Below are 13,604 nucleotides of genomic sequence, written 5' to 3'. Positions count from 1 at the left end.
TGGGGGCGTAGCTAATGTCGGTTCGTGTACAGGCGTGGGGAATCATCGCCGCTGTGCTGGCGGATCCGGATCCTTCCGGGGCCGCTGTCCGGCAGCGACTTAGCAACAGCCTTGATGAGAATCCCGGCGTGCCCGAAAGGGCTTTGCTGGAGTACCTCCTGGAAACGCGGCGCAGCGATGCCAATACCGTGGAAACGCTGGACAGCGCCCGGAAAATGCGCCTCGAACCGGCCGCCATGCCACCGAAACTCGCTGAACAACTCGATGCGATCCGCAGCATGTCACGCATCAGCGCGTTGCTCGAGAGCCAGATGCTGATGACGGCATTCCAGCCCATCTACGGACTCTCCGAAGAAACTGTGGTGGGGGTCGAGGCACTGTCCCGGTTCGTCAGCGATGACGGCGCCGCCGCGGAACTGTGGTTCGCGGAGGCGGCGGCTGTAGGCCTGGGCGCCAACCTTGAGTTTTCGGCCCTCGGATCCGCCGCTGCGGCGGCCAGGGACCTTCCTGCGGATCTGTACGTTTCGCTCAACATTTCGCCCACGTCGTGCCTGGACCCGCGCCTGCCGGAACTGTTCCAGCACATCGACCTTCCCATCAGCCGCGTGGTGCTTGAACTGACGGAAACCATCAGCGACGAGGAGTACCCGCAGTTCATCGCGGCGGTCAACCCGCTGCGCGAGAAGGGCCTGCGCCTCGCCGTCGACGATACCCACTCGGGGGCCGGCGCGCTGAGCCGGATGGTGCATCTGCGGCCGGACTTCCTGAAGGTGGGCCGGAACGTCATCGGTGATGTGGACAATGACGGCATCCAGCGGGCCATGGTTGCCTGCCTGGTGGACTTCGCCGAGCAGATCGGCACCACCCTAGTGGCGGAGGGCATCGAGACAGTCGGCGAACTGAAGGTCCTGACAGAGCTTGGGATCAGCGCGGGCCAGGGCTACCTGCTGGGCAGGCCGTCGGTCCGGCCCCAGGACTGGTCAAGCTGGAACACCAGCGTCGACTTGGACGGGCTGAAGCGCCAGCTGGTCGGACCTGAGACGTCCGGCCGGATTTCTCCGCCCACCGATTCCCGCTGACGCCCGGCTTTGTCGGTCGAACCCTCCGGCGTAACCGGCGGTCCAACGGGCTTGGGCGGTCCGACGGGCTTGGGCGGTCCAACGGGCTTGGTGGACGGGTGCTATCCGCTGCGGACCGGCTATTCGTCGTGGCCTTGGTCTGCGCTCATTTGGTCCTCCGCGGGTGGAGTTTCCCCGGGCGGTACTCCCCCGCCGGGTTCCAGCCCCGTGACGTTGCCTGCCGCCGGGTCCGGATTGGCTGAACCGGCCGCGTCCCGGCCGCTTTGCTGGCCTGCACCAGCTTCCTTGGTTGCCTGCTGCTCTTTGCCCGGCTGATCCGGGTTCGCGGGGTCGTTTTCCGGATGGTAGCTGCTCACAGTACTCGCCCTTCCTGATCGGCCGTGGTCTGGTGCCCCAGCTCTGGACTAATTGTAAGCATGCTGATAATTCTGGATAGGTAATGTTCCGGAAGTCCACTGGGGGCACCGGCAGGCAATGTCAGAAGGAGCAGTCACATGGGCATCGGCGACAGCATCGGCAAGGCAGCAGAGAACGCCATGGAGGACTTAGCAGGAACAAGCAAGCCCACTGAGAAACTGGATGTTCCGGACCCCTCGGATCCCAACGACGACGTGGAAGTCCACTCCTCCCTCAGTGAGGGATCCAACGCCATGGAAGCCGAGAAGCAAAAGGCTCCCGGTTTGAAGACGGGCGCGGCGCCGGGCCCGGTTTCCGAAGCTCCCCTGGGCGGGGACGTCGAGGAAGGGGAAGACGCCGGGACGCCGCACAGCGTCCAAGGTGGCAGCGGGGCGGATGCAACCGGATTGACCGGCAACGCCTCTGCACCATCGGGCGGCACGGAAGGAGTTCCGCGCGATGTTCCGGGATCAGCAGGCCTGCCGGACGGCGATCCGGACGAACTGCGCGCAGATCCTTCCGAAGGGGACCAGGACCCGTCGACCAGCACCGGCCGGGGCTAGGAAACCTCCGGGTCAGGCCACTCGCCGCGCTCCTGCAGCACGTCCCGGAGAAGGTCCGCCCGGTCGGTCACGAGCCCGTCCACTCCGAGCTGCAGCAGCCGGCGCATCTCCTCGGGATCATTGACCGTCCACACATGGACCACGAGTCCCAGGGCGTGAGCGCGACGCACAAACCCGGGCGTGACCACTTCAATCGGCCCGTACCGCACGGGAACCTGAAGCGCGTGGACGTCACGCAGGATGCGGCGGAGGACCAACCGGAAGACTGGTCCGGGCAGCACCCGGCCCAGGGCCGTGAACAGGCCCACCGTGACAACCCCCGCCGACGACGCCACCGGACGGCTCAGCAGCTTCAGCACCGCCCGCCGTCGCCGGTCCGAGAAGCTGGTGACCAGGACGCGGGAGTGTGCTTGGTGACGTTCGATCGCCGCAGCAAGGCTCCGGACCGAGTTCCAGTCCTTGACATCCACGTTCAGCCGGACACCGGGCAGCCCGGTGACCAGGTCCTCGAAGGTGGGGATGGGCTCGCGGCCATCAATACGGGCGCGGGCCACCTCGGCTGCGGTGAGATTCGCAACCCGCCCCGTCCCGTCCGTCACCCGGTCCAGTGTGTCATCATGCAAGACGAGCACCACGCCGTCCGCCGTGGTGTGCACGTCGGTTTCCAGGTACCGGTAACCGAGTTCGACTGCGGCACGGAACGCGGCCATTGAATTCTCCAGCCCGTCGTAGGAAAACCCGCGGTGGGCCATGGCGACAGGCAGCTGGGGGCCAGCAGCACCAGGGCTGCTGAAGAACGGCAAACTCACCCTGCGAGCGTACCGGAGTCCCCGAACGCCGGACTTGCCGGGCCCTAATCCTCTTCGGGAAGAACCTCCACGCCGTCGCTGCAGTGCAGCATGGTGCGGCCACGGCCGCCGTCGAGGTTGATCCACACTGCCGCGTGGTCCCCGGTGATTGCGTCCACCAGGCCGCCGGCCTCGAATCCGGGTGAGAAGACCACGCGGACGCGGTCGCCCTGACGCAGCTGCTTCCAATGCGGCGCGGGGGTTGCCCTGCGCAGCGGCGAATCAACAGCGTCGTGCTTGACGTTCTTTGCCATCATTACCCCTTGACCCGAAAAGGGGAGGTCTCGGCTCCCCGCACTCCACGCTACAGAGAAGAAGTGAACGCAAGGTGAGCGTCAGCTGTGAATTGAGCTCAGGGAAGTTTGACACCCAGCGACGCCAGGCGGGCCTCGAGAACCTGGGCCACGCCGTCGTCGTCGAAATGGGGTGCCTGCTGCCCTGCGGCGAGAATGGCTTCCGGATGTCCGCTGGCCATTGCGTAGCCGTGGCCTGCCCAGCGGAGCATCTCGATGTCGTTGGGCATGTCTCCGAACGCCACAACATCGGCGGCGCCGATACCCAGCGAGGCGGCATATTCGGCGAGCGTCACTGCCTTGTTGACGCCGGGAAGGCACAGCTCCAGCATGGACACGCCGGGCGAGGAGTGCGTGGCGGCGGCCAGGTGTTCGACGGCGGGCCGCACCTCAGCCAGGAAGTCGTCGGGATTGCCCTCCCGGACAATCGCCAGGAACTTCACGACGGCGTCAGCCGCGGTGAGCGTTTCGGCCAGCGGCGCCGGGGTGAATTCGGAGAGCAGCTCGCTGGACCCGTTTTCGATGAAGCCGGGTTCGAGGTGGAATCCGGTCAGTGTTTCCGCCGCAAACAGGGCGCCCGGCCGGAGCTCCTTGATGATGTGGCGGATCTCCAGCACGGACTTGATGGCGAGGGTGCGGGCGGATACAAGCTGTTCGGCTTCGAGGTCCCAGACCACGGCGCCGTTGGAGCAGATGACCGTGCCGGCGTGGCCGAGCTGGTCCTGCAGGGGGTGCAGCCAGCGCGGCGGCCGGCCGGTGACAAAAACGAGCTCGACGCCGGCGTCCCGGCAGGCGTGGAAGGCGCGGACAGTGCGGTCACTGATCTTTCCGTCGTGCCCGAGGATCGTTCCGTCTATGTCACTTGCCACCAACCGCATCCTGCCAGTCTACGTGGCGGTTCCGCGCACCCTTCCGCCCAGGCGGGCTGTGACCTTCCCGGCCGCGGCGGCGCATGATTCACCGAGTGCCTGCAACCGGTCCTGGGATACGCGGAACCGGGGCGCCGGGATCAGGACCGCGGCCACCACTTCGCCGCGGTGGTCGTAGACAGGCGCTGCCAGGCCCACTTCGTCAATGGAGGTTTCCCCGTAGTTGATTGCCCAGCCGCGCCGGAGGTCGTCCTTCAGACGGACAAGGTAGGCGTCCAGGCTGGACTCATCCAGGCCCGGGTAGGTGATGGCACCGCTGCTGAGGAGGGAACGGACGCGGGGTTCCGGTTCCCGGGCGAGGAACACCTGCACGGAAGCGCTGAGGGCGTCGCTGTAGCGGGCACCGAGCGGGGTGGTGTGTTTGATCTGGTGGTGGCTGGCGATCTGTTCCACGCAGATGGACTCGTCCCCGCTCCACACCATGAGCGCGCTGGTTTCGCCGGTCTGCTCCGACAGTTCGCGCAGCACCGGGTAGGCAACGCGCCGCTCCTCGAGCTCCGCCAGCAGGGGTCCCGCCACCGCAATCAACCCGAGTCCCAGCCGGAAGCGGCGGGTCTCGGCGTCCCGTTCCACCAGGTGTTCCTGCTCGAAGGTGGCCAGGATCCTGGAGACGGTGCTTTTGTGCAGCCCGACGCGGTTGGCGATCTCGGTGACCCCGAGGAGCGGCTCGTCCGCCGTGAAGGTGCGGAGGACGGCGATCGCGTTGACGATGACGGACGCGCCCTTGCTGTCGCCGCTGCCTGTGGTCTCGGGTTCTGTTGCGCTCATGGTGCTACCCATCATTCCTTAAGGGCGGCCGGAAGCGGCGCCACCGGATTGATGACGCCGCTTCCAGGTATGGCACTGTTTGAAAGACTAGGCGCCGATGATGTTGTACTCGGGACCGAACGGGAACTTGGTGATGTTCTCCGCGCCGTCCTCCCCCACCACCAGGATGTCGTGCTCGCGGTAGCCGCCGGCGCCCGGCTGGCCGTCCAGGACCGTGATCATCGGTTCCATGGACACCACCATGCCCGGTTCGAGCACGGTATCGATGTCCTCGCGAAGCTCCAGACCGGCTTCCCGGCCGTAGTAGTGGCTGAGGACGCCGAACGAGTGTCCGTAGCCGAAGGTGCGGTTGGCCAGCAGGCCATGGCCGACGTAGATCTCGTTGAGTTCGGCGGCGATGTCCTTGCAGACCGCCCCCGGCTTGATGAGTTCGAGGCCGCGCTTGTGGACTTCGACGTTGATGTTCCACAGCTCCAGGGAGCGGGCGTCGGGTTCGCCGTAGAACAGGGTGCGCTCGAGGGCGGTGTAGTAGCCGGAGGTCATGGGGAAGCAGTTCAGGGACAGGATGTCGTGTTCCTGGATCTTGCGGGTGGTGGCCCAATTGTGCGCGCCGTCGGTGTTGATGCCGGACTGGAACCACACCCAGGTGTCGCGGATTTCGGAGTCGGGGAAGGTCCGGGCGATCTCGTGCACCATGGCCTCGGTGCCGATCAGGGCGACCTCGTACTCGGAAATTCCGGCGGTGATGGCGTTGCGGATGGCTTCGCCGCCCAGGTCACCGATCCGTGCTCCGTGCTTGATGACCTCGATTTCCTCGGCAGATTTGATCATGCGCTGGCGCATGGCTGCCTGCGCCACGTCCACCAGGGTTGCGGAGGGGAATGCGGCCTGGATCTTGTTGCGGTTGTCCAGCGGCAGGGAGTCGTCCTCGACGCCGAGACGGCGGGGGTTGATGCCGCGGGTGCGCAGGACTTCCTGGATGGCGAAGATGTAGTTGTTGCGGCGCCAGTCCGTGTAGACGATGTTGTCACCGTAGCTCCGCCGCCAAGGCATCCCGGCGTCGATATTGGCGGTGACGGTGACGGTGTCATCCTTGGTGACCACCATGCCGTAGGGGCGGCCGAAGGTGGTGAACAGGAAGTCGGAGTAGTACTTGATGGAGTGGTAGCTGGTGAGGACGACGGCGTCGAGGTCCTTTTCTTCCATGATGCGGCGGAGCCCGGCGAGCCTGCGCTCAAACTCGGCGTCAGAGAAGGTGAGGCGGACTTTTTCGCCGTTCTTGAGGACCTTCGTGCGCTCCAGTTCGGCGACGGTGGTGGCGTTCTCGGTGGTGATGGTCATCGTGGTTGGCCTTTCTGGGGTTCTACGAAGCTAGAAGAGGGTTGGTTGCAATCGGTGCAACCCTGTTGCAACAGACTAGGGGTGATTTTCACCACGGTCAATGGGGCTTGTTGTATCTGTGGCCATATTTTCGCAGCAAGGCGGCGCGGCACAGCAAGGATGCGTACGCTGAAGCAAAATTGCCGCCCGTTGCGCTAACAGGAATTGCGTTGCGCAGGTGCGGCCGCGAGCGCGTGAGAATATAAACAAGGGCGGGCGTAGTACTCGGCGCCTCCCTTGACACGCGCTGTGACGGCTGACATATTTCCAGTACGCGCTATGTGCATCGTGTTGTGCATTACGCAATTAGGGCGTGAGCGGCCAAAGCGCACTGGGCTGGGGAGCGGCAGCAGTGAGAAGGTTGAACCCGGGCCGGTTGGCCTGCCCGGATTACCGCAGCCAGGAGTCCGGGGACTTAGGAAAGGAACACCAGTTTCATGGTTCACAAAGTCAAGGCAGTCATTGCCAAGGAAAAGAACGCCCCGGTGTCAGTGCAGACCATCCTGGTTCCGGACCCGGGTCCGGGCGAGGCTCTGGTGGACATCCTGACCTGCGGCGTCTGCCACACGGACCTGCATTACAAGCAGGGGGGAATCACCGACGACTTCCCCATCCTGCTGGGCCACGAGGCTACGGGTGTGGTCAGCGCCGTTGGCGAGGGCGTCACCGAAGTTGCCCCGGGTGACCGCGTCATCCTGAACTGGCGTGCCGTCTGCGGTGAGTGCCGGGCGTGCGCCAAGGGCCAGCCGCAGTACTGCTTCAACACGCACAACGCCACGCAGAAGATGACCCTTGAGGACGGTACGGAGCTCTCCCCCGCGCTGGGCATCGGTGCTTTCGCTGAGAAGACCCTCGTGGCGGCAGGGCAGTGCACCAAAGTCGACCCCGAGGTTGATGCTGCCGCCGTCGGGCTGCTGGGCTGCGGCGTGATGGCCGGCATCGGTGCCGCCATCAACACCGGCGAGGTCAAGCGCGGCGAATCCGTGGCCGTGATCGGCTGTGGCGGCGTGGGCATCGCCGCGATCGCCGGGGCCAGGCTGGCCGGCGCCACCACCATCATCGCCGTGGACATCGATGCGAACAAGGTGGAAATGGCCAAGTCCCTGGGCGCCACCCACGGCGTGGACTCCAGCAAGGAAGACCCGATCGAGGCCATCCGCGCCCTCACCAACGGCAACGGCGCAGACGTGGTGATTGACGCCGTCGGACGTCCCGAAACGTACAAGCAGGCGTTCTACGCCCGAGACCTCGCCGGCCGCGTGGTGCTGGTGGGCGTCCCGACGCCGGACATGCAGCTCGAGCTGCCCCTGCTGGACGTCTTTGGCCGGGGCGGGTCGCTGAAGTCCTCCTGGTACGGCGACTGCCTGCCCTCCCGCGACTTCCCCATGCTGGTGGCGCACTACAAGCAGGGCAACCTGGACCTGGACGCGTTTGTCACCGAACGCATCACCATCGAGCAGGTGGAAGAAGCCTTCGCCAGGATGCACGAGGGCAAGGTCCTGCGTTCCGTCGTTGAGATCGAGCCGGCGGTGGCTTCCTGATGGGCGTCCAGATCGAGAACCTGGTCACCTCGGGCACATTTTCGCTCGACGGCGGCACCTGGGACGTGGACAACAACGTCTGGATCGTGGGCAACGACGAGGAATGCGTCATCATCGACTCCCCGCACGACGCCGCCGCGATCATCAACCAGGTGAAGGGCCGGAAGGTCCTGGCCATCCTGCTCACGCACGCGCACAACGACCACATCGGTGCCGCCCGCGAGGTAGCCGACGCCGTCGGAGCCCCGATCCACCTGAACCCGGAAGACCACATCCTGTGGGAGCAGGTCTACCCGGGTTTCAAGCCGGACCGTTCCCTGGCTGATGGTGATGTATTCGAAGTGGGCGGCGCGACGCTGCAGGCGATCCACACGCCCGGCCACTCCCCCGGCTCCACCTGCTTCTACCTCGAAAGCGAAGGAACGGTCTTCACCGGGGACACACTCTTCAACGGCGGCCCGGGCGCCACCGGCCGCTCGTACAGCGACTACCCCACCATCCTCACCTCCATCCGCGAGCGGCTTCTGACGCTGCCGCCCGAAACCGTGGTCCGTACAGGGCACGGCGACAACACAACGATCGAGGCCGAGCGGGAAACGCTGGCGAAGGTTTCGCAGTAGTCAGTGAACTAAGGAAGTTGGAACAATGAAGTTCGGCAAGCAGCCCGCCCCCGTGGCGGACATCAATGAGGACAACCTCGAAGTCCACAAGCCGAAAAGGGAAGCGGCGGGCGTGAAGGCCGTGATGGTGGCGCTGGAACGCGCCGTGGCCCAGGCCGGGGTGACGCGGACGACGCAGTCGCTGCTGCGGTTGAACCAGCGGGGCGGGTTCGACTGCCCGGGCTGTGCCTGGCCGGAGTCGGACAAGAAACGCAAGGCGGCCGAGTTCTGCGAAAACGGCGCCAAGGCCGTGGCCGAGGAAAACACCCTCCGCACGGTAGGTGCCGAGTTCTGGGCCAAGCACTCCATTGCCGAACTCGCAACGAAGACTGAGTACTGGCTGGGCAACCAGGGCCGGCTCAGCGAACCGGTGGTGATCCGGGACGGTGAAACGCACTATTCGCCGATCTCCTGGGCGGAGGCTTTCGAGCTGATCGGCGAGCATGTCCGGGCCAGCACTCCAGACCGTTGTGTCTTTTACACCTCCGGGCGCACCGCGAACGAGACGGCCTTTATGTACCAGCTGTTCGCCCGTGCCCTGGGCACCAACAACCTGCCGGACTGCTCCAACATGTGCCACGAGTCCTCAGGCTCCGCACTGAACCCCACCATCGGCATCGGCAAGGGGACCGTGTCCCTGGATGACATCCACGATTCCGAGCTGATCTTCGTCGTCGGGCAGAACCCGGGGACCAACCACCCGCGGATGCTGTCCGCGCTGAAGGAATGCAAGGACAAGGGCGGCAAGGTGGTGGCGGTCAATCCCCTGCCCGAGGCCGGACTGTTCAACTTCAAGGACCCCCAGACGGTCTCCGGTGTGGTGGGCGGCGGAACGCCGCTGGCCGACGAATACCTGCAGATCAAGGTGGGCGGTGACCTGGCACTGTTCCAGGCGCTGGGCCACCTCCTCCTGGCCGAGGAGGCACGCAACCCTGGCACCGTCGTCGACCATTCCTTCGTAGAAGCGCAGACGGACGGATTCGAGGCCTACCGCGAGGCCCGCGGTGAGCTTGACTGGGCGGAAACCGAGAAGGCGACCGGCCTGTCCCGCGAACAGATCGAGACCGTGGCCGGGATGCTGATCCAATCCAAGGCCACCATCTTCTGCTGGGCCCTGGGCGTCACTCAGCAGCCGCACTCGGTGGACACCATCAAGGAAATGGTGAACGTCCTGCTGCTGCAGGGCAACTTCGGCAAGCCAGGCGCCGGAGCCTGCCCGGTCCGAGGCCACTCCAACGTCCAGGGCGACCGGACCATGGGCATCTGGGAAAAACCAAAGGAATGGCTCCTCGAAGCACTGGATGGCGAGTTTGGAATCACTTCCCCGCGGCACCACGGCCATGACGCCGTCGAAGCCATGGAGGCCTTCGAACGCGACGAGGTGGACGTCTTTGTGTCCATGGGCGGCAACTTCTCCCTGGCCTGCTCAGACACCGAAACCCTCGAGGCCGGCATGCAGCGGATCGGCTTGACCGTGCACATTTCCACCAAACCGAACCGTTCGCATGTGGTGCACGGCCGCACCTCGCTGATCCTCCCCACCCTGGGCAGGACGGACAAGGATGACAAGCACCCCAAGGGCGCCCAGTTCCTGTCCGTGGAGGACTCCATGTCCGTGGTCCACTCCACCCAGGGCAGGCTGACGCCGGTATCCGAGCACCTGCTGGCCGAGCCGGTCATCGTGGCCCGGATGGCAGAGGCGACCTTCGGTCCGGACCATTCGGTGGACTGGAAAGCCATGGCCGAGGACTACGACGTCATCCGCGAGCACATCGAACGCGTCCTGCCCGGCTTCGAGGACTTCAACACCCGGATCCGGACCAAAAACGGCTTCGTGCTGCCCAACCCGCCGCGTGACACCCGTTCGTTCAAGACAGACATCGGGCGCGGGCGCTTTACGGTCAGCCCGCTGGAGTACCTGACCCCGCCGGAGGGGCACCTGGTGCTTCAAACCATCCGCAGTCACGACCAGTACAACACCACGTTCTACGGCCTGGACGACCGCTACCGCGGCGTTTCCGGCGGCCGCCGCGTGATCCTGGTGCACCCGGAGGACCTTGCAGAGCTCGGCTTCCAGGACCGGGACCTCGTGGACGTGGTCAGCACCTTCCGCGGCGTTGACCGTAACGCCGAAAAGTTCCGCCTCGTGGCCTACCCCACCGCCAAGGGCTGCGCCGCCGCGTACTTCCCGGAAGCCAACGCCCTGGTCCACAAGGAGAACGTGGCGCGCGAGTCCAACACCCCCGGCTTCAAAGCCATGTTTGTCCGGTTTGTGCCCCACCCCGCGGAAACCACCGAGGTGGAGGCCGCCGGAGAGCTCGAGCCGGCGGCGGTCTAGTCCCCCACGCCGTTGCCGTTACACAGCGACGGCGGCATTCGGGTGGTGTGTGCCGAGTGTCGCCGTCGTTAGTTACTTTGTTTGAATCTCCGCCTACACCGGGTTGTTTCCGTCAGGCTGGGCTTCGGGATCCAGGTCCTTGCCGTAGCCGGTGGCAGAAGCAAGCCCTCCCACCTGTTGTCCGGCGTTGGTTTGTCCCGGCGTGAAACCGCTGTCCGGCGCGTCCTGCGCTTCTCCCCCGGAATCTGGCGCAACGTCCTGCCGCAGGTGCTCGTCATCAGGAATGTCTTTGGAAACCTCTTCGTCAACCATTTCACCAGCCAAGCATCAGTGGCCTGCCGCCGCAAGGGGTTCCGCGCGTGATGGCAGCTATGGAGTCTTGGGCTGAAACCTTCCGATGGCAAGGGCTGGCGTTGTAACGTGATGGCGTGATCGTTCCCGATATTCCCCAGAACGCCGTGGCGGTCGCGGATCACTACGACGAGCTCGATCCGATCTATCGTCGAGTGTGGGGCGAGCATGTTCATCACGGGCTCTGGGCAACGGGTCGCGAGACGCCCGCCGAGGCCGTCGAGGCGCTAGTCGACACGGTCGCTGACCGGCTGCGTCTTATGCCCGGCGAGGCGTGCGTTGACATCGGCTGCGGCTATGGCTCCACCGCACGGCAACTCGCGGTGAAACGCAAGGTCCGCGTCGCCGGCTTCACGCTTTCAGCTGAGCAGGCCCACTACGCCGCCGCCCATCCCGTACCCGATGTGGACATCCATCTCCGCGACTGGCTCGTCAACGGGGTGCCCGATACCTCGGCCAATGCCGCATGGGCGATCGAGTCGAGCGAGCACATGGTCGACAAGCCCAGGTTCTTCGACGAGGCGCATCGCGTGCTATTGCCCAATGGCCGCTTCGTCGTCTGCGCATGGCTCGCCGAGACTGATGCCAGCGGTTGGAAGGTTCGCCACCTGCTCGAGCCGATCTGCCGTGAAGGGCGCCTGCCCTCGATGGGCACGCGCGAGGATTATGAGGCGATGGCAGTGGCGGCGGGCTTTGCGATCGATGGCTATGAGGATGTCAGCCGCCGCGTCGCGCGCACATGGACGATCTGCGCCCGTCGACTTGTGAAGGCCTTGCTCGTGGACCGCGAGACCCGTCGCCTCGCCCTTGGCGCACGCAATCGCATCTTCGTTTTGAGCTTCCCCCGCTTGATCCTGGCCTACCGCACTGGTGCGATGCGCTATGGGATATTCACGCTGTCTAAGGCGACGGAGAATGGGGAGCCACGCTAACCCGGCAAATCAATGCAGCAAAAGGCAGCCTGATCGCCAGCCCTACCAACTCCGATGCTGGTAGTACGGGACTGCCCCATGCCCACGTCCTCGAACTCGTCAGGCAAGAACCGTAAAGTGTCCCTCTAACGACCGTCTTTGGTTTCACTTGTCGACTCTGAGTTCGGGGTCTGATGCAGGAATACGCATGACTTTGATCCGCAGGGGTGCCAGCAAAGTCGTGATTACTGCATCTGATGCATGCTTGCCCCTCCTACGCTCACCGCCGGCTGGCGCGCAGCGGACAACTGTTCTCAGATGCCGTATCGGGTTGAGGTGGTCGGCCAGGCAGGTAGAGGTGCCGGGAAAGACAGGTAGCAGCGGCTCTGGTGCCTGTTTGCCCGCCAGTCGTAGGCTCTGAGCAATCGCGCCAGCCGGGTTGGCAGCTTCAATGTGCGGCCACTCCACCATTGAGGGTGTGATTCCGGGACGTGCCTGCGGAACCCGCGGGCAGGCCGGCCCCAGGGGACGGGAATCATTCATGAATCGAAGCATTGCACCAGCGACACTTGCCATCGCAGCAGCGGCGATAAGCCTCACAGGCTGCGGCGGGTCGGACCAAACAAACACGACCCCGCCGCCCGCGGCCGCGTCCTCCTCCGCGACGACCGCCTCAGCGCCGGCTAAGGCTTACAGCAACGAGGACCTCAATGCAATTGTCGCCGGCCTCAAGGATGCCCAGGGGAATGCCCTGTCCGTGGTCCCGGCCGCCCAGATCGACCAGGGGTTGATAGCAGCCCGGGAAATGCTCAAAACCGCGGTCATAACGCCCGAGGCCTGCGGGGTGCTATTTGATAACAACACCCAGGTTCCCGAGGGCAGCACCTACGCCGCCGGGGCGAGCCTGGCGGGGAAGGCTCAAACGGCGACGGTGATGACGGTGTTCGCGGTCAAAGACCCTTCGGTGATGACTGCCCAATTCGAGAAGAGCGCGGCGGCGCTGAATGACTGCTCGACGTACACCATCGAGTTGAAGGGGAAGAAGATCACCAACGAATTGAAACCCCTGGACGCAGCGGTGCAGGCCGATAAGTCGATGGCTGCACTGACCATTCAGACCACCCCAGGCGGGCAGAAACAGGTCTGCAATCTCACCGTTTTCGGAGTTAAGGGGAACCTGGCGGTCACCGTTATGAAGAGCGGCACCGTGGGTGCAGTAACCGCAGCCGACGCACCCGAACTCGCCAAGCTCGTCAACGCAGCCCTCGCCGCAGGCTGAAAAATGCATCGTTCGGGCGCCCGTTTCAGAGCCGCTCTCGAATTTATCCGGGCAACCAGCTATAGCATTTGACCACGTAAGTCAGAAAAACCCTCTAAACGAAGGAGCAGCATTATCGCCCAGCTATGCCGCCCCCTGAAGCTGGCGTTGAATAAGCCGCACAGTGAAGGTCCCGGGTCCGGACACGGGGAAGGCCTGCCGGCTTGGGAAATTCCCAAACCGAAAAGCCCCTGTTTTAGGCCGTGGCCGCAGGCCCCACCCAACGACAA

At 64.7% G+C, this 13,604-nt stretch carries 14 protein-coding genes; 7 read left to right on the top strand and 7 right to left on the bottom strand.

Translation table 11 applies throughout. The features are described 5' to 3' along the window. Positions 1-14 precede the first annotated feature (14 nt). Positions 15-1,079 carry an EAL domain-containing protein gene (locus AC50X7_RS17565; protein WP_494980181.1) on the top strand — a complete coding sequence of 355 codons (1,065 nt, stop codon included), beginning with the start codon at positions 15-17 and terminating at the stop codon, positions 1,077-1,079. A gap of 119 nt (positions 1,080-1,198) precedes the next feature. Here AC50X7_RS17565 and AC50X7_RS17560 read toward each other — a convergent pair whose 3' ends face one another. Beyond that, positions 1,199-1,435 (bottom strand): DUF6480 family protein, encoded by a 237-nt coding sequence (locus tag AC50X7_RS17560; protein ID WP_494980180.1) that lies wholly within the window; start codon positions 1,433-1,435, stop codon positions 1,199-1,201. A gap of 138 nt (positions 1,436-1,573) precedes the next feature. On the opposite strand from AC50X7_RS17560, the gene AC50X7_RS17555 reads away from it, so the two are divergent. Further along, positions 1,574-2,038 (top strand): hypothetical protein, encoded by a 465-nt coding sequence (locus AC50X7_RS17555; protein ID WP_494980179.1) that lies wholly within the window; start codon positions 1,574-1,576, stop codon positions 2,036-2,038. On the opposite strand, the gene AC50X7_RS17550 is transcribed toward AC50X7_RS17555, so the two are convergent. From AC50X7_RS17550 to AC50X7_RS17530, 5 genes are all read right to left on the bottom strand, one after another. After that, positions 2,035-2,847: a glycerophosphodiester phosphodiesterase family protein gene (locus tag AC50X7_RS17550; RefSeq protein ID WP_494980178.1), complete on the bottom strand. Its 813-nt coding sequence runs from the start codon at positions 2,845-2,847 to the stop codon at positions 2,035-2,037. The two genes, AC50X7_RS17555 and AC50X7_RS17550, sit on opposite strands and share 4 nt — an antisense overlap. A gap of 44 nt (positions 2,848-2,891) precedes the next feature. Beyond that, a complete protein-coding gene (locus AC50X7_RS17545) occupies positions 2,892-3,140 on the bottom strand; it encodes a hypothetical protein (protein ID WP_494980177.1) in 249 nt (82 codons plus the stop codon). A 98-nt stretch (positions 3,141-3,238) separates the two neighbouring features. After that, the gene (locus AC50X7_RS17540; protein WP_494980176.1) at positions 3,239-4,057 is read right to left on the bottom strand and encodes an HAD family hydrolase; all 819 of its coding nucleotides are present in this window, start codon (positions 4,055-4,057) and stop codon (positions 3,239-3,241) included. A gap of 9 nt (positions 4,058-4,066) precedes the next feature. Continuing rightward, positions 4,067-4,876 (bottom strand): IclR family transcriptional regulator, encoded by an 810-nt coding sequence (locus AC50X7_RS17535; RefSeq protein WP_494980175.1) that lies wholly within the window; start codon positions 4,874-4,876, stop codon positions 4,067-4,069. An 87-nt stretch (positions 4,877-4,963) separates the two neighbouring features. Then, positions 4,964-6,217, bottom strand: a complete 1,254-nt coding sequence (locus AC50X7_RS17530; RefSeq protein WP_494980174.1) for an aminopeptidase P family protein — start codon at positions 6,215-6,217, stop codon at positions 4,964-4,966. A 476-nt stretch (positions 6,218-6,693) separates the two neighbouring features. Between AC50X7_RS17530 and AC50X7_RS17525 the strand changes: the two genes are divergently transcribed. From AC50X7_RS17525 to AC50X7_RS17515, 3 genes are read left to right on the top strand one after another with little or no spacing between them, the layout of a single operon-like run. Next, complete coding sequence (locus AC50X7_RS17525) at positions 6,694-7,797, top strand: S-(hydroxymethyl)mycothiol dehydrogenase (RefSeq protein ID WP_494980173.1); 1,104 nt, start codon at positions 6,694-6,696, stop codon at positions 7,795-7,797. Next, positions 7,797-8,417 (top strand): MBL fold metallo-hydrolase, encoded by a 621-nt coding sequence (locus tag AC50X7_RS17520; RefSeq protein WP_494980172.1) that lies wholly within the window; start codon positions 7,797-7,799, stop codon positions 8,415-8,417. The genes AC50X7_RS17525 and AC50X7_RS17520 overlap by 1 nt, the downstream gene beginning before the upstream one ends. Positions 8,418-8,442: 25 nt before the next feature. Next, positions 8,443-10,794, top strand: coding sequence for an FdhF/YdeP family oxidoreductase (locus AC50X7_RS17515; RefSeq protein WP_494980171.1), 2,352 nt, complete (start codon positions 8,443-8,445; stop codon positions 10,792-10,794). A gap of 93 nt (positions 10,795-10,887) precedes the next feature. On the opposite strand, the gene AC50X7_RS17510 is transcribed toward AC50X7_RS17515, so the two are convergent. After that, complete coding sequence (locus tag AC50X7_RS17510; RefSeq protein ID WP_307097217.1) at positions 10,888-11,106, bottom strand: hypothetical protein; 219 nt, start codon at positions 11,104-11,106, stop codon at positions 10,888-10,890. Between the two features lie 116 nt (positions 11,107-11,222). On the opposite strand from AC50X7_RS17510, the gene AC50X7_RS17505 reads away from it, so the two are divergent. Together AC50X7_RS17505 and AC50X7_RS17500 are read left to right on the top strand one after the other, a co-directional pair. Continuing rightward, positions 11,223-12,077 carry an SAM-dependent methyltransferase gene (locus tag AC50X7_RS17505; RefSeq protein ID WP_494980170.1) on the top strand — a complete coding sequence of 285 codons (855 nt, stop codon included), beginning with the start codon at positions 11,223-11,225 and terminating at the stop codon, positions 12,075-12,077. Positions 12,078-12,597: 520 nt separating this feature from the next. Continuing rightward, entirely contained in the window at positions 12,598-13,335 is a 738-nt protein-coding gene (locus AC50X7_RS17500) for a hypothetical protein (RefSeq protein ID WP_494980169.1), read from the top strand. Positions 13,336-13,604 lie beyond the last annotated feature (269 nt).

Source organism: Pseudarthrobacter sp. Hb11, assembly GCF_059383655.1.
The sequence above is the reverse complement of the archived record's forward strand: the minus strand, read 5'-3'. Positions and strand labels throughout refer to the sequence as shown.